At 63.8% G+C, this 25,216-nt stretch carries 24 protein-coding genes; 15 read left to right on the forward strand and 9 right to left on the reverse strand.

The features are described 5' to 3' along the window. Positions 1 to 106: 106 nt before the first annotated feature. The 3 genes from QN085_RS09160 to greB all read left to right on the forward strand — a co-directional run bounded on the left by QN085_RS09160 (position 107) and on the right by greB (position 1,537). A complete protein-coding gene (locus QN085_RS09160; protein ID WP_031324761.1) occupies positions 107 to 520 on the forward strand; it encodes a DoxX family protein in 414 nt (137 codons plus the stop codon). A gap of 223 nt (positions 521 to 743) precedes the next feature. Next, positions 744 to 1,052: a hypothetical protein gene (locus tag QN085_RS09165; protein WP_023661930.1), complete on the forward strand. Its 309-nt coding sequence runs from the start codon at positions 744 to 746 to the stop codon at positions 1,050 to 1,052. A gap of 11 nt (positions 1,053 to 1,063) precedes the next feature. Then, a complete protein-coding gene (greB, locus tag QN085_RS09170) occupies positions 1,064 to 1,537 on the forward strand; it encodes a transcription elongation factor GreB (RefSeq protein ID WP_285690502.1) in 474 nt (157 codons plus the stop codon). Positions 1,538 to 1,663: 126 nt separating this feature from the next. On the opposite strand, the gene QN085_RS09175 is transcribed toward greB, so the two are convergent. Both QN085_RS09175 and QN085_RS09180 read right to left on the reverse strand, forming a co-directional pair. Then, complete coding sequence (locus tag QN085_RS09175; RefSeq protein WP_041506161.1) at positions 1,664 to 4,171, reverse strand: ABC transporter permease; 2,508 nt, start codon at positions 4,169 to 4,171, stop codon at positions 1,664 to 1,666. Beyond that, positions 4,171 to 4,854 carry an ABC transporter ATP-binding protein gene (locus QN085_RS09180; protein WP_003259775.1) on the reverse strand — a complete coding sequence of 228 codons (684 nt, stop codon included), beginning with the start codon at positions 4,852 to 4,854 and terminating at the stop codon, positions 4,171 to 4,173. Before QN085_RS09180 ends, QN085_RS09175 begins: the two co-directional genes overlap by 1 nt. A gap of 10 nt (positions 4,855 to 4,864) precedes the next feature. Here QN085_RS09180 and QN085_RS09185 point away from each other — a divergent pair, with 10 nt between their 5' ends. From QN085_RS09185 to QN085_RS09195, 3 genes are all read left to right on the forward strand, one after another. Further along, positions 4,865 to 5,470: an arylesterase gene (locus QN085_RS09185; RefSeq protein WP_023663107.1), complete on the forward strand. Its 606-nt coding sequence runs from the start codon at positions 4,865 to 4,867 to the stop codon at positions 5,468 to 5,470. A gap of 58 nt (positions 5,471 to 5,528) precedes the next feature. Next, positions 5,529 to 5,819: a hypothetical protein gene (locus tag QN085_RS09190; protein WP_013971899.1), complete on the forward strand. Its 291-nt coding sequence runs from the start codon at positions 5,529 to 5,531 to the stop codon at positions 5,817 to 5,819. Positions 5,820 to 5,930: 111 nt separating this feature from the next. After that, on the forward strand, positions 5,931 to 6,908 hold the full coding sequence (locus tag QN085_RS09195) for a L,D-transpeptidase family protein (RefSeq protein WP_003259779.1): 978 nt from the start codon (positions 5,931 to 5,933) through the stop codon (positions 6,906 to 6,908). Positions 6,909 to 7,040: 132 nt separating this feature from the next. On the opposite strand, the gene oprI is transcribed toward QN085_RS09195, so the two are convergent. After that, on the reverse strand, positions 7,041 to 7,292 hold the full coding sequence (gene oprI, locus QN085_RS09200; protein WP_003259780.1) for an outer membrane lipoprotei OprI: 252 nt from the start codon (positions 7,290 to 7,292) through the stop codon (positions 7,041 to 7,043). A gap of 509 nt (positions 7,293 to 7,801) precedes the next feature. Between oprI and QN085_RS09205 the strand changes: the two genes are divergently transcribed. Next, entirely contained in the window at positions 7,802 to 8,083 is a 282-nt protein-coding gene (locus QN085_RS09205) for a GNAT family N-acetyltransferase (protein WP_003259781.1), read from the forward strand. Positions 8,084 to 8,216: 133 nt separating this feature from the next. Here the strand turns inward: QN085_RS09205 and QN085_RS09210 are convergent, their stop codons facing one another. Next, positions 8,217 to 9,293, reverse strand: coding sequence for a 3-deoxy-7-phosphoheptulonate synthase (locus QN085_RS09210; RefSeq protein ID WP_013971901.1), 1,077 nt, complete (start codon positions 9,291 to 9,293; stop codon positions 8,217 to 8,219). 231 nt (positions 9,294 to 9,524) lie between these two features. Here QN085_RS09210 and QN085_RS09215 point away from each other — a divergent pair, with 231 nt between their 5' ends. The 3 genes from QN085_RS09215 to cysB all read left to right on the forward strand — a co-directional run bounded on the left by QN085_RS09215 (position 9,525) and on the right by cysB (position 12,198). Beyond that, the gene (locus QN085_RS09215) at positions 9,525 to 10,472 is read left to right on the forward strand and encodes a putative 2-dehydropantoate 2-reductase (RefSeq protein ID WP_013971902.1); all 948 of its coding nucleotides are present in this window, start codon (positions 9,525 to 9,527) and stop codon (positions 10,470 to 10,472) included. Between the two features lie 124 nt (positions 10,473 to 10,596). Beyond that, the gene (locus QN085_RS09220; RefSeq protein WP_013971903.1) at positions 10,597 to 11,094 is read left to right on the forward strand and encodes a universal stress protein; all 498 of its coding nucleotides are present in this window, start codon (positions 10,597 to 10,599) and stop codon (positions 11,092 to 11,094) included. A 129-nt stretch (positions 11,095 to 11,223) separates the two neighbouring features. Then, positions 11,224 to 12,198, forward strand: a complete 975-nt coding sequence (gene cysB, locus QN085_RS09225; protein ID WP_013971904.1) for an HTH-type transcriptional regulator CysB — start codon at positions 11,224 to 11,226, stop codon at positions 12,196 to 12,198. Positions 12,199 to 12,339: 141 nt separating this feature from the next. On the opposite strand, the gene QN085_RS09230 is transcribed toward cysB, so the two are convergent. The 5 genes from QN085_RS09230 to rloA form a co-directional block, all read right to left on the reverse strand. Further along, positions 12,340 to 13,074 (reverse strand): phosphoadenylyl-sulfate reductase, encoded by a 735-nt coding sequence (locus QN085_RS09230; protein WP_003259694.1) that lies wholly within the window; start codon positions 13,072 to 13,074, stop codon positions 12,340 to 12,342. A 166-nt stretch (positions 13,075 to 13,240) separates the two neighbouring features. After that, complete coding sequence (gene pabB, locus QN085_RS09235; RefSeq protein WP_041506159.1) at positions 13,241 to 14,587, reverse strand: aminodeoxychorismate synthase component I; 1,347 nt, start codon at positions 14,585 to 14,587, stop codon at positions 13,241 to 13,243. Positions 14,588 to 14,773: 186 nt separating this feature from the next. Further along, entirely contained in the window at positions 14,774 to 15,754 is a 981-nt protein-coding gene (locus tag QN085_RS09240) for an alpha-L-glutamate ligase-like protein (protein ID WP_013971907.1), read from the reverse strand. Beyond that, on the reverse strand, positions 15,754 to 17,289 hold the full coding sequence (gene rloB / locus QN085_RS09245; RefSeq protein WP_013971908.1) for an osmotic stress tolerance membrane protein RloB: 1,536 nt from the start codon (positions 17,287 to 17,289) through the stop codon (positions 15,754 to 15,756). The genes QN085_RS09240 and rloB overlap by 1 nt, the downstream gene beginning before the upstream one ends. Positions 17,290 to 17,294: 5 nt before the next feature. Then, positions 17,295 to 17,831 carry a retropepsin-like aspartic peptidase RloA gene (gene rloA / locus QN085_RS09250; RefSeq protein WP_023662146.1) on the reverse strand — a complete coding sequence of 179 codons (537 nt, stop codon included), beginning with the start codon at positions 17,829 to 17,831 and terminating at the stop codon, positions 17,295 to 17,297. Positions 17,832 to 18,160: 329 nt separating this feature from the next. On the opposite strand from rloA, the gene QN085_RS09255 reads away from it, so the two are divergent. From QN085_RS09255 to prpF, 5 genes are all read left to right on the forward strand, one after another. Next, a complete protein-coding gene (locus QN085_RS09255; protein WP_013971909.1) occupies positions 18,161 to 18,877 on the forward strand; it encodes a GntR family transcriptional regulator in 717 nt (238 codons plus the stop codon). Further along, positions 18,874 to 19,764, forward strand: coding sequence for a methylisocitrate lyase (gene prpB / locus QN085_RS09260; RefSeq protein ID WP_003259689.1), 891 nt, complete (start codon positions 18,874 to 18,876; stop codon positions 19,762 to 19,764). The genes QN085_RS09255 and prpB overlap by 4 nt, the downstream gene beginning before the upstream one ends. A 184-nt stretch (positions 19,765 to 19,948) precedes the next feature. Beyond that, a complete protein-coding gene (gene prpC / locus QN085_RS09265) occupies positions 19,949 to 21,076 on the forward strand; it encodes a bifunctional 2-methylcitrate synthase/citrate synthase (RefSeq protein ID WP_285690542.1) in 1,128 nt (375 codons plus the stop codon). Between the two features lie 169 nt (positions 21,077 to 21,245). After that, positions 21,246 to 23,834: a Fe/S-dependent 2-methylisocitrate dehydratase AcnD gene (gene acnD / locus QN085_RS09270; protein WP_015269715.1), complete on the forward strand. Its 2,589-nt coding sequence runs from the start codon at positions 21,246 to 21,248 to the stop codon at positions 23,832 to 23,834. A gap of 133 nt (positions 23,835 to 23,967) precedes the next feature. Continuing rightward, on the forward strand, positions 23,968 to 25,158 hold the full coding sequence (gene prpF, locus QN085_RS09275) for a 2-methylaconitate cis-trans isomerase PrpF (RefSeq protein WP_013971913.1): 1,191 nt from the start codon (positions 23,968 to 23,970) through the stop codon (positions 25,156 to 25,158). Positions 25,159 to 25,216: the final 58 nt, after the last annotated feature.

Genomic DNA, 25,216 nt, shown 5'->3' on the forward strand with positions numbered 1-25,216 from the left:
TTTTTGCGATTTTCATATCTATCGAATCGATTATGATGGCGCCCATCCCAACACAACTTTCCCGCTTCAAGGAGTCTTCGACGAGAACAACGCTACCCTCAACGCTCTGTTCTCCACCCGCGCCGGCGCTGGCCTGAGCGTCATCCGTATCCTGGTCGGCATCATCTTCATTGCGCATGGTGCGCAGAAACTGTTCGGCATGTTCGGCGGCTATGGCCTGGAAGGCACCGGCCAGTGGATGGAGAGCATCGGCCTGGCCCCGGGTTACCTGATGGCCCTGCTGTCCGGTAGTGCCGAGTTCTTCGGCGGCCTGGCCCTGGTGATCGGCCTGCTGGCCCGCCCGGCGGCCCTGGTGCTGGCGGTGACCCTGGTGGTGGCGATCCTCTCGGTGCACATCGGCAACGGCCTGTTCATGTCCAACAACGGCTATGAGTTCGGCCTGGCCCTGCTGGCTGGCACCGTTGCGGTGCTGATCGAAGGCGCTGGCCGCTTCTCGCTGGACCGCCTGATCGCCCGCTGATACACCGCAAATGCCAAGATACAAGCCTCAGGCCGATCACTTTCGGCTTGAGGCTTGTATCTTGCCGCTTGTAGCTCTAGCATACCGTCTGCGCCGATTTAAACAGCTACTTGCGGGGCGCAGGAAAGCCCCTCTCCGGGTCATCCGAAATACCGCTAAAGCGCTGGTTCGGTGACGCCTCCCACCGCTGCCCAGCGGGATTCGCGAGGCGGAGAGAAGCTCCATGAGTTGCCCACGTACCAGTGTCTGTTTGAGCCCCTTGCCTGCCAGCCAGGCGTCCCGCACACCGCGCATCCTGCTCGGCGGCCAGCATCAACCCACTCTTTTGCGTCACCTTGAAGGCCTGTCCAGGCGCAAGGGCCAGGCGCGTGCCTTTCTGATCCAGTTCGCCGACACCGGCTGCCACCTCGCGCAGTATGGCAATGACCGTTTCGACCTGGCCGTGATCCAGGCCCCGGCGCCGGACGAGGCCGCCGATATCATCGGCCACCTCACCCGTATCGCGCGCCAAGGCCTGATTACCCGCCGCTGAGGAGCGCGCTGTTGAGTACCAATATCATCACCACGGAAGGCTATGAGGCGCTGAAGAAAGAACTGGACCACCTGTGGCGGGTGTACCGCCCCGAGATTACCCAGAAGGTTACCTGGGCGGCCTCGCTGGGCGACCGCAGCGAGAATGCCGACTACCAGTACAACAAGAAGCTGCTGCGCGAGATCGACCGTCGGGTGCGTTATCTGCGCAAGCGTCTTGAAGATGTGAAGGTGGTGGCCTACTCGCCGCAGCAGGAGGGCAAGGTGTTTTTCGGTGCCTGGGTGGAGATTGAGAACGACGAGGGCGAGACCATGAAGTTTCGCATTGTCGGGTATGACGAGATCTATGGGCGCAATGACTACATCTCGATCGACTCGCCCATGGCTCGCGCCTTGCTGAAGAAGGAGGAGGGTGATGAGGTGGTGGTGCACACGCCTACCGGTGAAGCGACCTGGTATGTAAACAGCATCAGCTACGGGCAATGAGTCGATTTTGACTGTGCCGGCCTCTTCGCGGGCTTGCCCGCTCCCACAGGGTTACCACAGCATTTGACCGTTGTGTCGGACCTGTGGGAGCGGGTTTACCCGCGAAGAGGCCGGCACAGGCTGTCATCAACTCTCGCGTAAAACCGCCAGCGGGCTGGCATTCAACGCCCGCCGCGTCCCCAGCACCCCTGCACCACCTACCAGCAGCGCCCCTGCCAGCGGCAACAGCAGCAACCACACATGCGGGCTCCATTGCAGGTCGAAGGCATAGCGGTACAGCACCAAGGTAATCAGCTCACACCCGACCGCCGCCAGCAAGCCGCTGGCCGCACCCAGCAAGCCGAACTCGATCCGCCGCGCCTTGACCAGCAATGGCCGCGCCGCGCCCAGCGCACGCAGCAAGGCGCCCTGGCGGATACGCTCGTCCAGCGTCGCCTGCAAGCCAGCGAACAGCACCGCCAACCCAGCTGCCAGCACGAACAGCAACACATACTCGACCGCCAGGGTCACCTGGGCGAGGATGCTGCGCAGCTGATCGAGCAAGGCGTCCACCTGCAGGATGGTCACTGCCGGGAATGCCCGTGACAGCGCCACCACATCCAGGTCATGGCCCGGTGCCAGATAGAAGCTGGTCAGGTAGGTGGTCGGAAGCCCCTGCAGCGTGCCGGGTTGGAAGATCATGTAGAAGTTCGGCTGGAAGCTGTCCCAGTGCACGCTGCGCAGGCTGCTGACCCGTGCCTGGCGTTGCTGGCCGCCGATGTCGAAGGTTAGCAGGTCACCCAGTTGCAGCTTCAGGCTGTTGGCCAGTTCCGCCTCCACCGACACACCGGGGATTTCATCTTCGGCGGGCAACGCCTGCCACCAGTTGCCGCCTGTCAGTGCGTTGCCTTCGGGCAGCTCGGCCGCCCACGTCAGGCTGAGGTCGCGCTGAACGGCGCGCTCACCTGCCGAGTCCTTGCTGACCACCTGCTGCACCGGTTGCTCGTTGATTTTTACCAGGCGGCCGGGTGTCACCGGGTACAGCGGCGCCGAGGTGGCATTGACCTGCTGCAGGTGTTGGGCGAAGGGCTCACGATCATCCGGCAGGATGTTCAGGGCGAAATGGTTGGGTGCATCCTTGGGCAACTGCGCTTGCCAGGTGTCGAGCAGTTCCGCGCGCAGCAGCGCGACCAGGGCCATGGCCAGCAGGATCAGGCCGAAGGCCAGGGCCTGGCCGGCAGCGGCCATGGGGTGGCGCAGCAGTTGGCCCAGCCCCAGTCGCCAGGTCAGTGGTGCCCCGGCCAGCAATTGGCGCAGGCTGCGCAAACCGAGCAGCAGCAGGCCGCCGAGCAGCAGCGCGGCGACCAGGCCGCCACCGAGCAGGGCGAAGGTGAGCAGCAGGTCGAGGCTCAGGCGCCACATGATCAGGCCCAGGGCGAACAGGGCCGCACCGTACACCAGCCAGCTGCTGGGCGGTATCGGCAGCAGGTCGCGGCGCAGCACGCGAAGCGGCGGTACCTGGCCCAGCGCGGCAATTGGCGGCAGGGCGAAACCGGCCAGGGCTACCAGCCCGGTAGCGATGCCGGCCAGGGCTGGGACGATGCCGCCTGCAGGCACCACGCTTGGCAACAGGCCATGCAGCAGGCGGAACAGGCCCAGTTGCGCCAGCCAGCCGAGCAGGGCGCCGGCCAGCGCGGCGACCAGGCCGAGCATGGCCAACTGCAGGCAGTACAGGCCCAGTGCCTGGCGGCGCGAAAGGCCCAGGCAGCGCAGCAGGGCGCTGGCGTCCAGGCGGCGTGCGGCATAGCGGCTGGCCGACAGGGCCACGGCAACGCCTGCCAGCAGCACCGCCACCAGGCTGGCCATGTTCAGGTAGCGCTCGGCCTTGCCCAGCGCGCCGCCGACCTGCTGGTTGCCATCGCGGGTGTCGCGCAGGCGCTGGTTGGCGGCCAGGTCCTTTTTCAGTGCCCCGCGGTACTGGGCCAGCGCTTCGGCACCGCCGCGCCACAGGTCGCGGTAGGTGACCCGGCTGCCCGGCTGGATCACGCCGGTGGCTTGCAGGTCGGCCAGGTTCATCATTACCCGTGGGGTAAGGCTGTAGAAGTTGTTGGCGCGGTCCGGTTCGTAGGTCAGTACGCGGCTCATGCGCAGCGTCTTCATGCCCACGTCGATGCTGTCGCCAACCTTCAGCCCCAATGCCGCCAAAAGGCGTGGTTCGACCCATGCTTCGCCAGGTGCCGGGCCGCCGCCCGGGGTTTCTGTGGCATAGGGCTGCGCAGCACTGCGCACTTGCCCGCGCAATGGGTAGGCACCGTCGGCAGCCTTGACGCTGGACAGCTGGATGCCGTTGTCGCCGCCGACCACGCTGGTGAACTCGACGACCTGGGCGTGGCGCAGGCCCAGTGCCTTGCCGGCCTCGATCTGCTGGTCGCGGGCCGGGGCGCTGCCCTGCAGCACCAGGTCGGCACCAAGGAACTCGCTGGCGCGCAGTTGCATGGCGCCGTTGAGGCGGGCACCGAAATAGCCGATGGCAGTGCTGGCCGCGACCGCCACCAGCAGGGCGAAGAACAGCACGCGCACTTCGCTTGCGCGAATGTCGCGCAGCAGCTGGCGCAGGGCCAGGCCGCACAGGCGGGACAGCGGCATGTGGGTCATCAGGCCTCCGCCGGGGCCACCAGGCGGCCCGCATCCAGGCGAATCTGGCGGCGGCAGCGCCGGGCCAGGCGTTCGTCATGGGTAACCAGCACCAGGGTGGTGCCGCGCTCCTTGTTCAGTTCGAACAGCAAGTCGCTGATGCGCTCGCCGGTGTGGCTGTCGAGATTGCCGGTGGGTTCGTCGGCAAACAGCACTGCCGGTTGCGCGGCGAAGGCGCGGGCGATGGCCACCCGTTGTTGTTCGCCGCCCGAAAGCTGGCGCGGAGTGTGGCTCAGGCGCTTGCCCAGACCGACCCGTTCGAGCAGGGTGCGCGCGTGTTCGCGGGCATCGCGGCGGCCATCCAGCTCCAGCGGCAGCATGACGTTCTCCAGGGCATTGAGGCTGTCGAGCAACTGGAACGACTGGAACACGAAACCCACATGTTCGGCGCGCACCCGCGCGCGCTGGTCTTCATCCAGCGGCCCCAGGTCGTGGCCAGCAAGGATGACCTTGCCGGCACTGGGCTGGTCGAGGCCGGCGAGCAGGCCAAGCAGGGTCGACTTGCCCGAACCCGAGGCGCCGACGATTGCCAGGCTGTCGCCTTGGGCCAGGTCGAGGGACAGGGCGTGCAGGATGGTCAGGTCACCTTCCGCGCTGGGGACCACTTTGCTAAGGTTCTGCGCAACGAGAATGCTGGGGCCCATGGAGAATCCGATGCGAGTGTGGTGGTTGAGTGCCGGTCTGGCCCTGTATTGCCTGGCCCAGAGCGCGGCGGCGGGAACACTGCTGGTTGTCGGCGATAGTATCAGCGCCGGTTTTGGCCTGGATACCCGCCAGGGCTGGGTTTCCCTGTTGCAGACCCGCCTGCGGGACGAAGGTTTCGACGACAAGGTGGTCAATGCATCGATCAGCGGCGACACCAGTGCAGGTGGCCAGGCGCGGCTGCCGGCGCTGCTTGCAGCGCACAAGCCGAGCCTGGTGGTACTGGAACTGGGCGGCAATGATGGCCTGCGTGGGCAGCCGCCAGCGCAATTGCAACAAAATCTTGCCTCGATGATCGAGAGCTCGCGCAATGCCGGTGCCAAGGTGGTGCTGCTGGGCATGCGCCTGCCACCCAATTATGGCGTGCGCTACACCACCGCCTTCGCCCAGGTGTATGAACAGCTGGCGGCAGAAAAACAGGTCCCGCTGGTGCCGTTTTTCCTCGAGGGGGTAGGGGGCGTGCCTGAGTTGATGCAGGCGGATGGCATTCACCCGGCCCAGGCTGCCCAGCAGCGCCTGCTGGAAAATGCCTGGCCGGCGATAAAACCCTTGCTGTGACGCTTTAAACGGCGCCGGCTTTCGGCTAATGTTGCGCCCCCCGTTTCGAGTGCCACCGATGCCGCGCCCTGCCTGGTCCCTGTATGCCTACCAACTGATCGAGCCTGATGAGCAGCTCGACCTGTTCGCCTGCCAGGAAATCCGCGTCCACCTCGTGGCCCGCCAGCTGGAGCTGGGCGTACCGGCCGACCGCACCTTGTGCGGTGGCCTGCTGCCGGCGCAACCGCGCTGGTCGGGGGTGCCGCGCTCGATCTACCGCGACGGTCGCCTGTGCGACCTGTGCCGCGCCATCCTCGATGCCCAGCGGCGCGGCATGCGCCCGGTGTGGCCGGAGCTGCAGGGCGGCTGAACGCCGCACCTTTCATCATCTGAAACGCTTGCATGGCGCCAATGCCTCCCGCTTGCATCGGCGCGGGTGTACAATCGATTCTCTTGACCCACCTTTCGAAGGATTTACCGGATGTTGCCGCGCTTTCCTGCCGTCACCCGTAGCCTGTCCCTGGCCGCCCTGCTGGTAGCAGGCCCCGCTGCTGCGCTGGAGCTGCCCCTGCCACCACCCGGTGAAGACATCATCGGCCAGGTGCATGTGATCAAGGCAAAGTACGAGGACACGTTTGCCGATATCGGCACTGCCAACGACCTCGGCTATCTGGAAATGATCGCCGCCAACCCGGGCGTGGACCCATGGCTGCCAGGTGCCGGCACCGAGATCATCCTGCCGACCCGCTACATCCTGCCGCCTGGCCCGCGTGAGGGCATCGTCATCAACCTGGCCGAATACCGTATGTACTACTTCCCGAAAGGGCAGAACGTGGTGCATACATTCCCGCTGGGCATCGGTCGTGAAGGCTGGGGTTCGCCGATCGCCAATACCAAGATCACCGCCAAGACGCCAAACCCGACCTGGACCCCGCCAGCGTCCATCCGTGCCGAGCACGCGGCTGACGGCGACATCCTGCCGAGCGTGGTGCCGGCCGGCCCGGACAACCCGCTGGGGCCGTTCAAGTTCACCCTCGGCGTGCCGGGCTACCTGATCCACGGTTCGAACAAGAAGTTCGGCATTGGCATGCGTACCAGCCACGGTTGCTTCCGCATGCTCAACAACAACGTGCTGGAACTGTCGAAGATGGTGCCGGTGGGTACGCCGGTGCGCATCATCAACGAGCCCTACAAGTTCGGTATCAGTGGTGGCAAGGTCTATCTGGAGGCGCACACGCCGCTGGACGACCAGGGTAATCCGTCGGTGGTCGATAAACACACTGCTGTTATCAATGCCTTGCTCAAGCGAGAAGATCTGGCCAATAACCTACGCATGAACTGGGACATGGTGCGTGATGTGGTGGCCGCGGAAGATGGCATGCCGGTGGAAATTGCCGTACCGACCGAAAACCAGGGTGGTGCGCCGATGGTTTCGAGCATTCCGCCCGAACTGCAGTAAGGTAATTGCGACACACCCGGGCCTGCCTTAGTGCAGGCCTTTTCGTTTCTGCCTGGCGCGTTTGCCTTGTGCGCAGGCAATAAAAAAGCCGACCCACAAGTGGGTCGGCTTCATAACAATCCGTGAGGATTATTACTTGCGGCTGGCTTTGTCCAGCATACGCAGAGCGCGCTCGTTGGCTTCGTCAGCGGTCTGCTGAGCCTTCTGAGCGGCTGCCAGTGCGTCGTCAGCCTTACGGTAGGCTTCGTCAGCACGAGCTTGAGCGCGAGCTGCTGCGTCTTCAGTCGCAGTCAGACGAGCTTCGGTTTCTTTGGATACGCTGCTGCAACCGGTAGCCAGAACTGCGGCCAGAGCCAGAGCAGAGAATTTCAGAACGTTGTTCATCGTGTTCCCCTTCAAGGACTTTCTATTAAATAGCCATCTCTCGGAAAAGAGAAACTGGCCGGCGTACATAGTACCCATTACTTGTAGTAAGTAAACTGACTAAGCGCAAGAACTGCAAAAAAAATGTTGCTTGACGCCTTTCCGACAAGATTTGCGACACGCCCGTGAAAAAAACGTGCAGGCTTCGCAAGCGACTGTGGTACAGGAACTTTTTTGTTGAACTAAGGGTGACTCTAACTGTCTGCCAGCGTCTTAAGCCCTAGTACATCCGGTTGCAGCAGGGCGCGCCGTCAAGAATGGCATTTGGCCGCATTTTCGCCATTTTTAACCGCCACCACCTTGAGCAATCCCGCCTGCGACGCCTACTATCTTGTGAGTGCCAGAAGATCCGAACGATTGCAATCGTCCAGTGGTCGAAGTGGGCAACAGGTGGCGTAGAGGATTCTGTGCCGGATAAACCACCATCGGTTAAGGTATGGGTCTGCCGAGAAGACCTGCGAGGAGTAGTGATGAGCGAAGCGCTGACCATCCATCATGACCAGGCCGGTCATCAGTTCGAGACCAGCGTGGACGGTCATCGTGCCTATCTGACGTACATGGATCTGGGCAAACAGACGCTGGACATCTATCGCACCTTCGTACCCAACGCCCTGCGCGGCCGCGGGATTGCTGCCGCCCTGACCGAGCGGGCCCTGGAGTATGCTGAGCAGATGGGCTACACGGTGATTCCGTCCTGCTCGTACGTGGAACGCTACATGGAGCGCCAGCAGCGGCATTCGAGCAAGGTCTGATTCTGTAAAAAAAGCGGGGCCGCTTCGCGCCCCATTCGCGGCACAAGGCCGCTCCTACAGGAAATCGCATAACCCTGTAGGAGCGGCCTTGTGCCGCGAATGGGGCGCGAAGCGGCCCCGCTCTTTTATTGCATCAGCCGCGCTTACGCTGCGGCAGCACATCCTTAAGCTTGGCACGCATGCTGCGCAGGGTCTTCTCGGTAGCCGACCAGTCGATGCAGGCATCGGTAATCGACACGCCATACTGCAGCTCGTCCAGGTTCTTCGGAATCGACTGGCAGCCCCAGTTCAGGTGGCTCTCGACCATCAGGCCGATGATCGACTGGTTGCCCTCGAGGATCTGGTTGGCGACGTTCTCCATCACCAGTGGTTGCAGGGCCGGGTCCTTGTTGGAGTTGGCGTGGCTGCAGTCGACCATGATATTGGCCTTGATCTTGGCCTTGGCCAGGTCCTGTTCGCAGAGGGCGACGCTGACCGAGTCGTAGTTCGGCTTGCCGTTGCCGCCGCGCAGTACCACGTGGCCGTACGGGTTGCCCTTGGTGGTGACGATCGACACGCCGCCTTCCTGGTTGATGCCGAGGAAGCGGTGTGGCTTGGATACCGACTGCAGGGCGTTGATGGCAACGGTCAGGCCGCCGTCTGTGCCGTTCTTGAAACCGACTGCCGAGGAGAGGCCCGAAGCCATCTCGCGGTGGGTCTGCGATTCGGTGGTACGGGCGCCGATGGCCGACCAGCTGATCAGGTCCTGCAGGTACTGCGGAGAAATAGGATCGAGCGCTTCGGTGGCGGTCGGCAGGCCCATTTCGGCCAGGTCCAGCAGCAGCTTGCGGCCGATGTGCAGGCCATCCTGGATCTTGAACGAGTCATCCAGGTATGGGTCGTTGATCAGGCCTTTCCAGCCGACGGTGGTACGCGGTTTTTCGAAATACACGCGCATGACCAGGTACAGCGTGTCGGACACTTCCTCGGCCAGCACTTTCAGGCGCTCGGCGTACTCGTGGGCGGCCTTGATGTCGTGGATCGAGCAAGGGCCGACCACGACGAACAGGCGATGGTCCTTGCCGTCGAGAATATTGCGCACCACTTCACGGCCGGCAGTCACGGTCTGCAGGGCCTTGGCGCTGAGGGGGATTTCCTTCTTGAGCTGATCGGGTGTGATCAGGGTCTCGTTGGAGGCAACGTTCAAGTCATCGATCGGTAAATCAGCCATCGTGTTACTCGTCAGGTCACGGGTGCCGGCCGCCAACTATCCCCGTGCGGCCCAGCAGCAAGAATAATCGCAGCGGGGAGCCGAACCTTAGCGCGTTACAGGTGGCGCGACAATGGGCAGGGCCCAGTCCGTGTGGGGTTTTTCCGAGATGGCAGGTGTTTGCCGAGCATGGGCTGCCCAGCGCCGCGCAACCTGTGTAAAAAGAGGGCTGACTTTTACCAGGAGATCGGCATGCATCCGCACACACCACGTATCGGCATCATCGGCAGTGGCGCCATCGGCGGCTTCTATGGGTTGATGCTGGCCCGGGCCGGCTTCGATGTGCATTTTCTTTTGCGCAGCGAGTACGAGGTTGTCCGCGAGCAGGGGCTGGCCCTGGACAGTGCCGTGCATGGCAACTTGCAGATGAAGGTGCAGGCCTATGCCAGTGCCACCGACATGCCGCCCTGCGACTGGCTGCTGGTGGGGACCAAGGCCACCAGCAATGACCAGTTGGCGCCGCTGATCGTGCAGGCGGCTGCACCGGGCGCCAAGGTGGTGCTGTTGCAGAACGGTCTGGGCGTGGAGGAGCAGTTGCGTCCGGCCTTGCGCAGCGACATGCACCTGCTCGGCGGCCTGTGTTTCATCTGCGTCAACCGCCAGGCACCCGGCGTGATCCGCCACCAGGCCCTGGGCGCGGTCAACCTTGGCTACCACAGCGGGCCGGCCAACGATGGCGGTGCCGCGCTGGTCAATGAGGGGGCTGAGCTGTTCCGGGCTGCGGGCATCGACTCGCAGGCCATGCCCGACCTGGCCCAGGCACGCTGGCAGAAGCTGGTATGGAACGTGCCCTATAACGGCCTGTCGGTGCTGCTCGGTGCCAGCACCACGCCGTTGATGGCCGACAGTAATGGCCGTGCCCTGATCCAGGCCTTGATGGCGGAGGTAGTACAAGGCGCGGCGGCATGTGGCCATGTGTTGCCCGAGGGATATGCCGAGCACCTGTTCCAGGTGACCGAGCGCATGCCCGACTACTGGCCCAGCATGTACCACGACCATGTCCACAAGCGCCCGCTGGAGCTGCAGGCCATCTATGCCGAGCCGTTGGCACAGGCGCGTGCGGCAGGCTGCCACTTGCCGCGCATGGAGATGCTGTATCAGGCGCTGGCTTTCATAGACCGGGGCGAACAGCCCCGCTGAGGGTGGCTCTGGCCCCGTCGGGGCGCTCCAGCCCGCATTGGCAGCGCGCCGGACGGCAAAGCGTGCGTCCGGCGCGCTGCTAAGCTGAAGCTTGCTCTGCCGCAGCGGCAGTCGAGGAGGTCGAATGATCCACTCCATGCTGTATGCCACCGACCTCGGTGTCTACGCCCCTTTTGTCATGCAACACGCGCTGGCGCTGGCGCGCACATTTGGCGCCGAGTTGTATGTGATCCATGCGGTGGAGCCCATGGGCCAGTTCGCTGAATCTCTCCTGCAGAGCTACCTCGATGAACAGACGCTCGACCAGTTGCACAGCCAGGGGGTGAATACGGTGATGGCCAATATCGAGCAGCGTGTGCTGGAAAACTTTCGCGACGAACTTGGCGAGGAGGCTGACCTGGCAGTGATCAAGGCAGTGCGGGTACGTCAGGGCGACCCAGCGCAGGTGATCCTCGACCAGGCACAGCGGCTGAGCGTCGATCTGCTGATTTTCGGTAGCCACAGTACCGGCGCCGGCGTGGATGTGCCATTGGGGCGCACGGCGGTACGGCTGCTGCAGCTGTCGCCGGTACCGGTATACATGGTGCCGCTGGCGCAGCATTTGGGGCGTAGGAAAGCATGAAGATGGCCGTAGGCCATTTCGGGGTGGTATGTAACAAAATAGTTCTAGATTTATTTCCAGAACCACTAATATAGTTATATATCGTCGCCGCCTGCTGCCGCGGACTCATCGCTGAACCGAGGGAAACCTATGAAGCTTCAACAACTGCGCTACATCTGGGAAGTGGCGCATCATGACCTCAACGTCTCCGCGACGGCGCAGAGCCTGTATACCTCCCAGCCAGGTATCAGCAAGCAGATCCGCCTGCTCGAGGATGAGCTGGGTGTTGAAGTCTTTGCCCGCAGCGGCAAGCACCTGACCCGCGTTACCCCGGCGGGTGAGCGCATCATCAATACCGCCGGCGAAATCCTGCGCAAGGTCGAAAGCATCAAGCAGATTGCCCAGGAGTTCTCCAACGAGAAGAAAGGCACGCTGTCCATCGCCACCACCCACACCCAGGCGCGTTATGCCTTGCCGCCGGTGATCAGCAACTTCATCAAGCAGTACCCGGAAGTGTCCTTGCACATGCACCAGGGTTCGCCCATGCAGATTGCCGAAATGGCCGCGGACGGTACGGTCGACTTTGCCATCGCCACCGAGGCGCTGGAGCTGTTCGGCGACCTGATCATGATGCCGTGCTACAAGTGGAATCGCTGCGTGGTGGTGCCGCAGGGCCATCCGTTGACCAAGCTGCCAAAGCTTACCCTGGAAGCGGTCGCCGAATACCCGATCGTTACCTACGTGTTCGGTTTCACCGGGCGTTCGAAGCTGGACGAAGCGTTCAACCACCGCGGCCTCACGCCGAAAGTGGTGTTTACCGCGGCTGACGCCGACGTGATCAAAACTTATGTGCGCCTGGGGCTGGGCGTGGGGATCGTCGCCAAGATGGCGGTGGACACCAAACTCGACAGCGACCTGGTGGCCCTGGATGCCAGCGAGCTGTTCGAAGCCAGCATTACCAAGATCGGCTTCCGCCGCGGCACTTTCCTGCGTGGCTTCATGTGCGACTTCATCGAGAAGTTCGCCCCGCACCTGACCCGTGAAGTGATGGCCAAGGCCATCCAGTGCCACAACAAGCAGGAGCTGGAAGACCTGTTCGAAGGCGTCGAGCTGCCGGTGCACTGATTCGGAATTGCAGGGGCCTCACGGCCCCTGTGGGAGCGGGTTTACCCGCGAAGAAGGCGACGCGGTGTATGACACCGGCTTCGCCGGTGTTCGCGGCGGTTCGACGCCTCGATGAACCCGCTCCCACAACGGCCCAGCTGTTTATGCCTTGCTGATCAGGTTGCCCGCGTGCAACCCACATTCCTTCTGTGTCGACTCTTCCCACCACCAGCGCCCTTCGCGCTCATGCTGGTTTGGCAGCACCGGGCGGGTGCAGGGCTCGCAGCCAATGCTGATGAAGCCGCGCTCGTGCAGGCTGTTGTACGGCAGCTCCAGCATGCGGATATAACCCCACACTTCCTCGCTGGTCATCTGTGCCAGTGGGTTGAACTTGTACAGGGTGCGCTCGGGGGTGGAGAAGGCGCTGTCGATTTCCACTGCCGCCACCTGGCTGCGGGTACCCGGGCTCTGGTCGCGGCGCTGGCCGGTGGCCCAGGCGCTCACGGTGGCCAGCTTGCGACGCAGCGGCTCGATCTTGCGGATACCGCAGCACTCGCCGTGGCCGTCCTTGTAGAAGCTGAACAGGCCCTTTTCCTTGACGAACGGGTCGAGCTTGGCGCGGTCGGGGCTGAGGATTTCGATTGGCAGGTCGTACTGCTCGCGGACCTGATCGATGAACCGGTAAGTCTCCGGGTGCAGGCGGCCGGTATCGAGGCTGAACACCTTGACCTGCTTGTTCAGCTTCCAGGCCATGTCCACCAGCACCACGTCCTCGGCGCCGCTGAAGGAGATCCACAGGTCATCACCGAAGTGCTCGAAGGCAAGCTTGAGGATGTCCTGCGGGGACTTGTTGGCATAGGTCGCGGCCAGGGCGGCGACGTCGAAGGGTTGGCTCATCAGGCGGTTTCCATCTTGGCTGTGGCGCTGTGCGCTCGTAGTGAGGTGATGGTAACAAAAAATGCCGGGTTAGGCGGGCTTGCAGTCGGTGGCGCCTGCTCCCACAGGTACAGCGCACATCTGCCAGTTGTGGGAGCGGGCGAGCCCCCGAAGCAGGCGCCGCCGATCACAAGCCCTGCAAGGTCTCCATCAACACCCGCACCTTGGCAATCGACTCTTCATATTCGGCCTGCCACTCGGAGTCGGCCACCACCGCGCCGCCGCCCCAGCAACTGACTTGTCCGCCCTTGACCAGCAGGCTGCGAATGGCAATCGAGCTGTCCATCTCGCCGCGCACATCCACGTAGAGCAGTGAGCCGCAGTACAGCGCCCGGCGTGCCGGCTCCAGTTCGTCGATGATCTGCATGGCGCGGATCTTCGGCGCGCCGGTGATCGAGCCGCCGGGGAAGCTGTCGCCAATCAGGTCCAGGGCGTCCTTGTCGCTGGCCAGCCGGCCGGTGATGCTGCTGACCAGGTGGTGCACGTTGGGGTAGCTCTCCAGGCTGAACAGCTCCGGTACCTTCACCGAGCCGATCTCGCAGGTACGCCCCAGGTCGTTGCGCAGCAGGTCGACGATCATCAGGTTTTCCGAGCGATCCTTGGGGCTGTGCAGCAGCTCCTCGGCATTGCGCATGTCTTCTGCCGGGTTGCTGGCGCGCGGGCGGGTGCCCTTGATCGGCCGGGTTTCCACCTGGCGCTGGCTGACGCGGATGAAGCGTTCGGGCGAAAAGCTCAGCAGGGCGCTGCCGTCGGCCAGTTGCTGGTAGCCGGAGAAGGGGGTGGGGCAGGCTTTGCGCAGGGCCTGGTAAGCGTGCCACGGGTCGCCCTGGCAGGGCGCGCGGAAGCGCTGGGTAAGGTTGATCTGGTAGCAGTCGCCGGCCTGGATGTAGCGCTGCACCTGGTCAAAGGCGGCCTTGTACTGCTCGGGCTGCAGGTCGCCGGTCATCGGCGCGAGTAGCTGGAAGCTGCCGCTTTGCGCGTTGTCGACACCTTCGAACAGGGCGATCAGGCGTTCCCGTTCGCTGCCCGGCAGGCTCGGGTGGAACACCAGTTGGCTGGTCGCGCACTGGTGGTCGGTCACCAGCGCCCAGGCATACAGGCCCAGTTGCGCGTCTGGCAGGCCAAGGTCGTCCACGGCCAGGCTGGGCAGGTGTTCCAGGCGGCGGCCGAAGTCATAGCTCAGGTAGCCGATCAGGCCGCCAGCAAACGGCAGCTGCTCGCTGCCTGCGGGCAACTGCGCATGGCCCAGTCGTGCCAGGCCGGCGCGCAGGCGCTGGAGGAAGGTGCGGCCATCTTCGTCGGGCTGCGCTTGCAGGTGTTGCAGCGGCCAGGCGCTGAGCAGGTCGAAGCGCCCGCGTTCGGCGCCGGGTCGGGCGCTATCCAGCAGGATGGCACCGGGGGCCTGGCGCAGGCGGGCGAAATAGGCGGCAGGGTCGGGCTGGTAGGGCAGGGGGTGGAGCGTACAGGTCGGCATCAGTGTGGACGGCGATGTAAAAGCGAGGAGGGCGATTGTAGACCTGTGCAGGAAATGCGCCTAGCTTTGTGGCGACATTCAAGCACTGGGTTTCGCCCTTGGGGCCCTATCGCGACACAAGGCCGCTCCTAAAGGAGATCGGAGCGGCCTTGTGTCGCGATGGGCTGCGCAGCAGCCCCGGCGATTTCAGCGCGGATGCACGTGCCCGAACAAACCTTGCGATACCCGCACGCGCTGTTCGGCATCTTCGCTGATGCCATCCTTGGCCAGCGCTTCCAAGTGCGCCTCGATGGCGTGGGTGCGCTGGGTCAGGCCGCAGTCGTTGGCGATCTGGATGTTCAGGCCGGGGCGAGCGTTGAGCTCGAGAATCAGCGGCCCCTTGTCCTGGTCCAGCACCATGTCGACACCGATGTAGCCCAGGCCGCACAGCTCGTAGCAGCCGGCGGCCAGCTTCATGAAGCCGTCCCAGTTCGGCAGTTGCACGCCATCCACCGCGTTGGTGGTGTCCGGGTGCTTGCTGATGATGTTGTTCAGCCAGGTGCCGCGCAAGGTCACGCCGGTAGCCAGGTCGACACCCACGCCGATGGCGCCCTGGTGCAGGTTGGCCTTGCCGCCGGACTGGCGGGTCGGCAGGCGCAGCATGGCCATCACCGGGTAGCCCATCAGCACGATGATGCGGATGTCCGGCACGCCCTCGTAGCTGATGCTCTTGAAGATCTGGTCGGGGGTGACCCGGTACTCGATCAGCGCACGGTCGCGGTGCCCGCCCAGCGAGTACAGGCCGGTGAGGATGCTCGAGATCTGGTGCTCGATCTCCTCGTGGCTGATGATCTTGCCGGACACCGTGCGGTAGCGGTCCTCGAAGCGGTCGGCGATCACCAGGATGCCGTCACCGCCAGCGCCCTGCGCCGGCTTGATGACGAAATCGTTGCGGCCGCCGATGATCTGGTCGAGCTTCTCGATCTCTTTCTCGGTCTCGATGATGCCGTACATTTCCGGCACATGGATGCCGGCCGCCAGGGCGCGCTCCTTGGTGATGATCTTGTCGTCGACGATCGGGTACAGGTGGCGCTTGTTGTACTTCAGCACGTAGTCCGCGTTGCGCCGGTTGATACCCATGATGCCCCGGGCCTCCAGGGCTTTCCACGTCTTGATCAGGCCAAACATCAGGCGTCAGCCTTCTTCAGGAATGCCTTGAAGCGCACGAGCTCGGTCAGGCGGTAGCCGCGGTAGCGACCCATTGCCAGCATGAAGCCCACCAGGATCAACAGCACGGCCGGGAAGGTGAACACGAAGTACACCAGCTCCGGCACCATCATCAACAGGTGCGCCAGGGAAGCGGCGAACAGGGTGCCGATGGCCACTTTCATGGCATGACCGCCGCCACGCTCTTCCCAGGTGATCGACAGGCGCTCGATGGTCATGGTCAGGATCACCATCGGGAACAGCGCTACCGACAGCCCGCGCTCCAGGCCCAGCTTGTGGCTGAACAGGCTGATGGCGGCAATCAGTACCACGACGAAGGTCAGGACCACAGACAGGCGTGGCAGCATCTGCAGCTTCAGGTGTTCCAGGTACGAGCGCAGCGACAGGCCCAGGGCGGTGATTACCGTGAACAGCACGATACCGAAGCCCAGCTGGGTCTCGCGGAAGGCCAGGGCGATCAGTACCGGGGTGAAGGTACCCAGGGTCTGCAGGCCGACCAGGTTGCGCAGCACCAGGATCACCAGCACACCGATCGGGATCATCACCATGATCATGAAGGTTTGCTGGGTCTGCAGCGGCAGGCCGTACAGCGAATATTCGAGGAAATCGGCGTCGGTATTCTCGTCGGTCAGCTTGGCCAGGCGGATGGCGTTCATCTCGCTGTTGTTCATGCTGAAGGTAACGTTGGCCTTCTTGCCGCCATCGACGGTGATCAGGTTGTCGTCACCCGTCCACCACAGCAGGCGATCGCTGGGCAGGCCCTGCTCGCCGGTGTCGGGGTTGAAGTACAGCCAGTCGGTACCGTTGAAGCTGCGCAGCCACAGTTCCGGCGTTTGCGGGGTGTCGGCCACCAGGCGGATGGTGTGCACCTTCTCCATCGGTACGTGGGCGATCGACAGCAGCAGGTCGATGACCTGGGCCTTCTTCATGGCCGAGGTGTCGCCGGCCAGCAGCAGCTTGACGTTGTCGTCGTTGAGGTTGTTGACCCGCTTGATGGTCTCGCTGACGAAGGTCTCGACGTCGGCCGAGTGCTGGCGGATCGGCGCCATCAGGGCCTCGGCGGCGATCTTCTCGGGGCCTTCCACTGCCAGGCTGTCACGGAAGGTCGGGCCTTTGACCGTGGTCTTCTCGTTGCTGTAGCGCTTGGTCAGCACCAGGCGGTAGTAGAGGGTCTGGTTGCCGCTGGCGCGGCGGGCCGACCAGGTGACCTTGCGGTTGCCGTCGGCACGGTTGACGCTCACCCCGTAGTTGTTGGAGATGAAGCTCTCGTTGAGGCTGACGTAGTCGCGGTTCAGCGGTGGCACGAACATCTGCACCTTGACCGGGTCCTTGGTGCTGGCCACGAACTCGACCTTGGCGTCGATATTCCACAGGTCGTCGGTTTCATCCTCGGTTACCGGGATGCCGAGTACGAAGATCTGATAAGCCGTGACCGCCACGCCCAACAGCACCAGCACGGTGATCAGGACTTTCAGATGGAGGGTAAGAGAGCGCATCGGGATTACTCTGCTTTGGGAGCGTCGGTGGCACAGGCAGGTTTGCCGGCCGCGTATTTAAGGCTTGGGTCGACCAGCGCGTCGAAGTGCTTGAGCGCCTCGGAGCCGATCAGCAGCGGGAACTGGAAGGCGCTGCGGTCGGTGAGGTTGACTTCGATGGTGCGCATGGCCTGGCCCATGCAGATTTCAAGTTCGATGACCGGGCGCGCGGTGTAGGCCTTGCCCGATTCGGCATCATAGTCGCCGGCCCGGCGCTTGATCTTGCTTACGCGTGCCAGCGGGCGTTCGATGGGGTGCGAATGGGCGGCGTCGATGGCCAGGTAGAAGCGCACCCAGCTTTCGCCGTTGCGCTTGAAGCGCTTGATATCGCGGGCGCTGAGCGACGCGGTCTTGGCGCCGGTGTCGAGCTTGGCGGCCACTTCCAGGTCCAGGTCGCCCAGGCGTGCATATTCGTTGAGACCGTACACGGTCTTGCCTGCGGCCTGGCCAAGGGCCGGCAGCAGGGTGAGGCAGAGCAGCAATGATGCGGGTGTAAGTCTCATATTCCTGGCGCGGTGCAGTGCAAGGTTCGGGGCTGTTTTCAAAGCCATGTTCAGAGCCGTGTTCAGGGCAAGGCGACTGGCAGCGACTGCGCAAGCTTCCTCGTTAATCTGTCAACAGCATGAATGGATGACAGACAGGCTATCCATACTCCATCGGAGGCGCGGCATTCTATCACGCCGGCGCCTTGACGCCAGCGGTGCGCGATCTGACAGCACCGGGTTGGCATTAGTTCGTTCTTAGACGATTGTCGACAATATTGATTTTGTCTTTGACTGCTTCGGTCTAATTCGCTAATTTCTGGCAAAGAGATTTTCAAGGTGTCGACAATATGCAGGACCTATCCACCCCCAGCCCGGTGCTGACAGACGAAACGGAAACCTTGTCCGAAAACGTCTTCCGGCGCATCCAGGCGGCCATCGTCAAGGGCGATATCGCCCCCGGCAGCAAGATTTCCGAGCCGGAGCTGGCGCGTACCTATGGCATCAGCCGCGGGCCGCTGCGCGAGGCCATCCACCGCCTCGAAGGCCAGCGCCTGCTGGTGCGCGTGCCGCATGTGGGGGCGCGGGTGGTGTCGCTCAATCATGCCGAACTGATCGAGCTGTACGAAATTCGCGAATCGCTGGAAGGCATGGCTTGCCGCCTGGCCGCCGAACGCATGAGCCAGGCCGACATCGACGAACTGCGCCGGGTGCTCGACACCCACGAGCGCGATGCCGCGTTCCAGGCCGGCCTGGGCTATTACCAGCAGGAAGGCGACTACGACTTTCATTACCGGATCATCCAGGGCAGCGGTAACCAGACCCTGGTCAAGATGCTCTGCGGCGAGCTGTACCAGCTGGTGCGCATGTACCGCATCCAGTTCTCCGCCACGCCCAACCGGCCGCGCCAGGCCTTTGCCGAACACCACCGCATTCTCGATGCCATCGCCGACCGTGACGGCGAGCTGGCCGAACTCCTGATGCGCCGCCACATCGGCGCGTCCAAGCGCAATATCGAGCGTCACTATCTGGACGCCCACAACAACAGCCCACGAGGTGAGAAATGACTGTGAAGAGCACCCCCGGTCAGCGTTTCCGCGACGCCGTTGCCGCTGAACATCCGCTGCAGGTGGTTGGCGCCATCAACGCCAACCATGCCCTGCTGGCCAAGCGCGCCGGCTTCAAGGCCATCTACCTGTCCGGTGGCGGCGTCGCCGCCGGTTCGCTGGGCCTGCCGGACCTGGGCATCAGCGGCCTGGACGATGTACTCACCGATGTGCGCCGCATCACCGACGTGTGCGACCTGCCGCTGCTGGTGGATGTCGACACCGGTTTCGGTGCCTCTGCCTTCAACGTCGCCCGTACCGTGCGCTCGATGAGCAAGTTCGGCGCTGCCGCCATCCATATCGAGGACCAGGTTGGCGCCAAGCGCTGCGGCCACCGCCCGAACAAGGAAATCGTCAGCCAGCAGGAAATGGTCGACCGCATCAAGGCCGCAGTCGATGCCCGTACCGATGACAGCTTCGTGATCATGGCGCGTACCGATGCCCTGGCCGTCGAGGGCCTGAACGCCGCCCTGGACCGCGCCGCCGCCTGCGTCGAGGCCGGTGCCGACATGATCTTCCCGGAAGCCATCACCGAGCTGCAGATGTACAAGACCTTCGCCGACCGGGTGAAGGCACCGATCCTGGCCAATATCACCGAATTCGGCGCCACGCCGCTGTACACCACCGAGGAGCTGGCCTCGGTCGACGTGTCGCTGGTGCTGTACCCGCTGTCGGCGTTCCGCGCCATGAACAAGGCAGCCGAGAACGTGTACACCGCGCTGCGCCGCGACGGCACGCAGAAGAACGTGATCGACACCATGCAGACCCGCATGGAGCTCTACGATGCCATTGGTTACCACGCCTTCGAGCAGAGCCTCGATGCGCTGTTTGCCCAGAAGAAGGGCTGAAGGTCAAAGATTTGCGTTAGAGCGGCTGGCCTCTTTGCGGCGGCACCCGCTCCCACAGGGACCCCACAGGCATAGAGTGCCACACCGTCCCTGTAGGAGCGGGCTTGCCCGCGAAGAGGCCGGCACAGGCAAAACTGACTAGCCAGCTAGATTTCCATAACAAGTTCAAGAAAGGAGAAACACCATGGCCGAAGCAAAAGTACTCAGTGGCGCAGGCCTGCGCGGTCAGGTGGCCGGCCAGACCGCGCTGTCGACCGTGGGCCAGGCCGGTGCCGGGCTGACCTACCGCGGTTACGATGTGCGTGACCTGGCAGCCGGTGCCGAATTCGAGGAAGTCGCCTACCTGCTGCTGTGCGGCGAGCTGCCGAGCAAAGCCGAACTGGCCGACTACAAGCGCAAGCTCAAGGGCCTGCGTGACCTGCCGCAAGCCCTGAAGGAAGTGCTCGAGCGCATCCCGCGTGACGCCCACCCGATGGACGTGATGCGCACAGGTTGCTCGGTGCTGGGTACCCTGGAGCCCGAACTGACCTTCGAGGCCCAGCGTGACAAGACCGACCGCCTGCTGGCACTGTTCCCGGCGGTGATGTGCTACTGGTATCGCTTCACCCACGATGGCGTGCGTATCGACTGCACCAGCGACGAAGACACCCTCGGTGGCCACTTCCTGCACCTGCTGCACGGCAAGAAGCCGAGCGAGCTGCACGTCAAGGTCATGAACGTGTCGCTGATCCTCTACGCCGAGCACGAGTTCAACGCCTCGACCTTCACCGCTCGCGTCTGTGCCTCGACGCTGTCCGACCTGTACTCCTGCGTCACCGCTGCCATCGGCTCGCTGCGCGGCCCGCTGCACGGCGGTGCCAACGAGGCGGCGATGGAATTGATCGAGCGCTTCCAGAGCCCGCAGGAAGCCACTGCCGAGCTGCTGCGCATGCTCGAGCGCAAGGACAAGATCATGGGCTTTGGCCATGCCATCTACAAAGAGTCCGACCCGCGCAACGAGGTGATCAAGGGCTGGTCGAAACAGCTCGCCGACGAAGTCGGTGACAAGGTGCTGTACCCGGTCTCCGAAGCCATCGACAAGACCATGTGGGAGCAGAAGCGCCTGTTCCCCAACGCCGACTTCTACCATGCCTCGGCGTACCACTTCATGGGCATCCCGACCAAGCTGTTCACCCCGATCTTCGTCTGCTCGCGCCTGACCGGCTGGGCGGCGCACGTCTTCGAACAGCGCGCCAACAACCGCATCATCCGCCCGAGCGCCGAGTATGTCGGCGTCGAGCAGCGCCAGTTCGTGCCGATCGAGCAGCGCTGAGTCATAGATCGCTGGGGCTGCTGCGCAGCCCTTTCGCGACACAAGGCCGCTCCCACAGGGACGGCGCAGTACCTGTGGGAGCGGCCTTGTGTCGCGAAAGGGGCGCGTAGCGCCCCCAAGGCCTGAGCCGCACCTGCCCCCGAATACCGTGACCGAGCCTGATAACGATATGAACACTGCATTCCGCAAGCACCTGCCAGGCACCGACCTGGACTACTTCGATGCCCGCGCGGCGGTCGAGGCCATCAAGCCCGGCGCCTACGATGGCCTGCCTTACACCTCTCGCGTACTCGCCGAGAACCTGGTGCGCCGCTGCGACCCGGCTACTCTCGACGCCTCGCTGGGCCAGCTGATCGAGCGCAAGCGCGACCTCGACTTCCCGTGGTTCCCGGCCCGCGTGGTGTGCCACGACATTCTCGGCCAGACTGCACTGGTCGACCTCGCCGGCCTGCGTGACGCCATTGCCGACAAAGGCGGCGACCCGGCCCAGGTCAACCCTGTGGTGCCGGTGCAGCTGATCGTCGACCACTCGCTGGCCGTCGAGTGCGGTGGTTTCGACCCGCAGGCCTTCGAAAAGAACCGCGCCATCGAAGACCGCCGCAACGAAGACCGCTTCCACTTCATCAACTGGACCAAGAAGGCGTTCAAGAACGTCGACGTGATCCAGCCGGGCAACGGCATCATGCACCAGATCAACCTGGAGAAGATGTCGCCGGTGATCCACAACGACCGTGGCGTGGCCTACCCGGACACCTGCGTCGGCACCGACAGCCACACCCCGCATGTCGACGCCCTGGGCGTGATCGCCATCGGCGTGGGTGGCCTGGAGGCCGAGAACGTGATGCTCGGCCGTGCCTCGTGGATGCGCCTGCCGGAAATCGTCGGCGTCGAGCTGACCGGCAAGCTGGCGCCGAACATCACCGCCACCGACCTGGTGCTGGCCCTGACCGAATTCCTGCGCAAGCAGAAAGTCGTCGGCGCCTACCTGGAGTTCCACGGCGAGGGTGCACGTGCCCTGACCCTGGGCGACCGCGCCACCATTTCCAACATGGCCCCGGAATATGGCGCCACTGCGGCGATGTTCGCCATCGACCAGCAGACCATCGACTACCTGCGCCTGACCGGCCGCGAAGAGCAACAGGTCAAACTGGTGGAAACCTATGCCAAGGCCACCGGCCTGTGGGCCGACAGCCTGGGCGGTGCAGTCTACGAGCGCACCCTGAGCTTCGACCTGTCGAGCGTGGTGCGCAACATGGCCGGCCCGTCCAACCCGCATGCCCGCGTCGCCACCAGCGACCTGGCGGCCAAAGGCATCGCCGGCAGCTGGGAAGAAGTGCCAGGGCAGATGCCAGATGGCGCGGTGATCATTGCCGCCATCACCAGCTGCACCAACACCAGCAACCCGCGCAACGTGATTGCCGCAGGCCTGCTGGCGCGCAATGCCAACAAACTGGGGCTGGCCCGCAAGCCGTGGGTCAAGTCGTCTCTGGCGCCTGGTTCCAAGGCCGTGCAGCTGTACCTGGAAGAAGCCGGGCTGGAGAAGGAGCTGGAACAGCTCGGCTTTGGTATCGTCGCCTTCGCCTGCACCACCTGCAACGGCATGTCCGGCGCCCTGGACCCGGTGATCCAGCAAGAAATCATCGACCGTGACCTGTACGCCACCGCCGTGCTGTCGGGCAACCGCAACTTCGACGGGCGCATCCACCCGTATGCCAAGCAGGCGTTCCTCGCTTCGCCGCCACTGGTGGTGGCCTACGCCATCGCCGGTACCATTCGCTTCGACATCGAGAAGGATGTACTGGGCGTGGTCGATGGCAAGGAAATCCGCCTCAAGGATATCTGGCCCAGCGACGAAGAAATCGACGCGGTGGTACGTGCTGCGGTCAAGCCGGAGCAGTTCCGCAAGGTGTACATCCCGATGTTCGCCATCGAGGAAGACCGTGGGCCGAAGGTGGCGCCGTTGTATGACTGGCGTCCGATGAGCACCTACATCCGCCGCCCACCGTACTGGGAGGGTGCCTTGGCCGGTGAACGGACCCTGCGCGGCATGCGCCCGCTGGCAGTGCTGCCGGACAACATCACCACCGACCACCTGTCGCCGTCCAACGCCATCATGCTCGACAGCGCTGCCGGCGAGTACCTGGCGAAGATGGGCCTGCCGGAGGAGGACTTCAACTCTTACGCTACCCACCGTGGCGACCACCTGACCGCCCAGCGCGCCACCTTTGCCAACCCCAAGCTGTTCAACGAAATGGTGCGCAAGGAAGACGGCAGCGTGAAGCAGGGCTCGCTGGCGCGTATCGAGCCGGAAGGCAAGGTCACCCGCATGTGGGAGGCGATCGAGACCTACATGGAGCGCAAGCAGCCGCTGATCATCGTCGCCGGTGCCGACTACGGCCAGGGTTCGTCCCGTGACTGGGCGGCCAAGGGTGTGCGCCTGGCCGGTGTCGAGGCGATCGTCGCCGAAGGCTTCGAGCGTATTCACCGTACCAACCTGGTGGGCATGGGCGTGCTGCCGCTGGAGTTCAAGCCGGGCACCGACCGCAAGACCCTCGGCCTGGATGGCAGCGAGACCTATGACGTGCTGGGCGCGCGTACGCCGCGGGCGACGCTGACCCTGGTGGTTACCCGCGCCAACGGCGAGCGCCTGGAGGTGCCGGTGACCTGCCGCCTGGACACCGCCGAGGAAGTGTCGATTTACGAGGCCGGCGGGGTGCTGCAACGCTTCGCCCAGGACTTCCTCGAAGCGACCGCCTAATCAAGAGCAGCGCGGTCCTCTGTGGGAGCGGGTTTACCCGCGAATGCGTCAGCAGATACAACATTGTTTTCTGATCGGACGCTTTCGCGGGTGAGCCCGCTCCCACAGGGGGTGCGCAAGACAGGAATTGAACATGGCTCATGTACCGCAAGTAAAAATCCCCGCCACCTACATCCGTGGCGGCACCAGCAAAGGCGTGTTCTTCCGCCTGCAAGACCTGCCCGAGCAGGCGCAGATCCCCGGCCCGGCCCGCGACGCACTGCTGCTGCGGGTGATCGGCAGCCCCGACCCTTACGGCAAGCAGATCGACGGCATGGGCGGTGCCACTTCGAGCACCAGCAAGACCGTGATTCTGTCGCAGAGCATCAAGCCTGAGCACGACGTCGACTATCTGTTCGGCCAGGTCAGCATCGACAAGGCCTTCGTCGACTGGAGCGGTAACTGCGGCAACCTCTCCGCCGCGGTCGGTTCGTTCGCCATCAGCAGCGGCCTGGTCGACCCGGCACGCATTCCGCGCAATGGCATCGCCACCGTGCGCATCTGGCAGGCCAACATCGGCAAGACCATCATCGCCCATGTGCCGATCACCGAAGGTGAAGTACAGGAAACCGGCGACTTCGAGCTGGACGGGGTGACCTTCCCGGCCGCCGAGGTGCAGCTGGAATTCCTCGATCCGGCGGCCGACGAAGATGGCGACGGCGGGGCGATGTTCCCCACCGGCAACCTGGTCGATGACCTCGAGGTGCCGGGTGTCGGTACGTTCAAGGCGACCCTGATCAATGCCGGCATCCCGACCATCTTCGTCAATGCGGCGGATATCGGCTACACCGGCACCGAACTGCAGGACGCCATCAACGGTGACTCGCAGGCGCTGCTGCGCTTCGAGACGATTCGCGCCCATGGCGCCGTGCGCATGGGCCTGATCGACAACGTCGACCAGGCTGCCGGGCGTCAGCACACGCCGAAAGTGGCTTTCGTCGCGCCGCCGAGCACCTACACTGCGTCCAGTGGCAAAGCGGTGCAGGCAGGTGATATCGACCTGCTGGTACGGGCCTTGTCGATGGGCAAGCTGCACCATGCAATGATGGGGACGGCCGCGGTGGCCATCGGTACCGCGGCGGCCATTCCGGGCACGTTGGTCAACCTCGCCGCAGGCGGGGGCGAGCGCAGCGCCGTGCGTTTCGGCCACCCCTCGGGCACCCTGCGGGTGGGGGCCGAGGCGCGCCAGGTGAATGGTGAATGGACAGTGACCAAGGCAATCATGAGCCGCAGTGCTCGCGTGCTGATGGAGGGCTGGGTTCGCGTGCCTGGCGATAGCTTCTAACGCACCACTGGCGCTCGGCTTTAGTTCGTTGGGGCCGCTTTGCGCCCCTTCGCGGGCA

The organism is Pseudomonas sp. M2(2023), from assembly GCF_030263955.1.
In the GTDB taxonomy this organism is placed as follows: domain Bacteria; phylum Pseudomonadota; class Gammaproteobacteria; order Pseudomonadales; family Pseudomonadaceae; genus Aquipseudomonas; species Aquipseudomonas asiatica.